The sequence below is a fragment of the Oleiphilus sp. HI0043 genome, assembly GCF_001634935.1.
This window is the reverse complement of the sequence record NZ_LWEY01000630.1, coordinates 1-1,086: the sequence shown is the minus strand read 5'-3', so window position 1 is coordinate 1,086 and position 1,086 is coordinate 1. Positions and strand designations below refer to the sequence as shown.

The 1,086-nt window shown below is 42.5% G+C and carries 1 protein-coding gene; it reads right to left on the bottom strand.

Annotated elements, in window-relative coordinates; all coding sequences use genetic code 11:
* Window positions 1–193: 193 nt before the first annotated feature.
* The gene (locus A3729_RS07660) at window positions 194–475 is read right to left on the bottom strand and encodes a hypothetical protein (RefSeq protein WP_068633550.1); all 282 of its coding nucleotides are present in this window, start codon (window positions 473–475) and stop codon (window positions 194–196) included.
* Window positions 476–1,086 lie beyond the last annotated feature (611 nt).

The window sequence follows — 1,086 nt, the reverse complement described above, 5'->3', positions numbered from 1 at the left end:
ATAAATAGAACGGGGTATTATGCCCCTATTCAATGCCGAATAATGTGACGAAAAGAACAATACATTCAGCCCTTCAATCTTCGGGGATTAAAACAACTAACGCCCAGCACAACGGAGGAGCGAAAGTGGCTGCTTTTTTGGAACAAAAAAGATGCGACTTTTGCGGAGTCCGTTGGTGCTGCTGGTTATGTTTTTAATTTCTAGATTTCCATTCATTGAGTGCGATTTCCAATTCTTTAGCAATGGGCGAAGCACCAAGGCTTTTGCTTTTTGATGATTCTGGATTACTACGTATGTTACTCGCAAGCTGTTTTATGAATGCAACACCTTTGGCCTTATAGTGGTCTATTTCGGCTTTACTAAGTACTACTTCGACCGTATAAATACCAACAGAGCCACAAACTACTGACAAAATAAAGTTTTCGTTGTGGCGGAGTAATGTCCAGCTCCAGTTTTCTATTTCGACCTTTTCCATGACCACCTAGAGAACATAACGCTTTTATAAACGGCGCACGGCTCTATCGTGCGTCCAACGCAGGCCACGTCTCTTTGTGGCCGGAGTGATGTTTGATGAACTGGTTAGATGTTTTAGAACACCCAACTAAACCAAACACCACGTTAAAACCTAAGTGCTTGCCTTGAGACAAAAACACCATAGATGGCGACTTTACCGGACTTCCTAGGAACACACCACCGACGAAGCCTCTACAAATAAAAATGTGCCTGAGAAGCTTGAACAGCAGAGCGGAACAGTTGGAAACCGTACCACCTACCCTAAAAATTTAAACGGAAAGATGCCAGATTAGAAACGTGCATTCCTTGCCGAATATTGAGCCTTAACCTTTAAGGCAAAAAAAACATTTAACGCCTGTAGCTGCGGCCGAGCGAAGCGAAGTCCAGCCATAGCGTCTTTTTGCTGGGGCGAGACAGGCTACACTTGTTAGATTAAAACAGCCCCATTTTCTCGTTAATTGAGCGGCCATCGTTATTTCTATCTGCGATATAAAGAGAAAACAATAACAATAATATTGCCACAAAACCAAGACCGTAAAGTAATAATACAGCTATAGACACCCTTGCAATGTA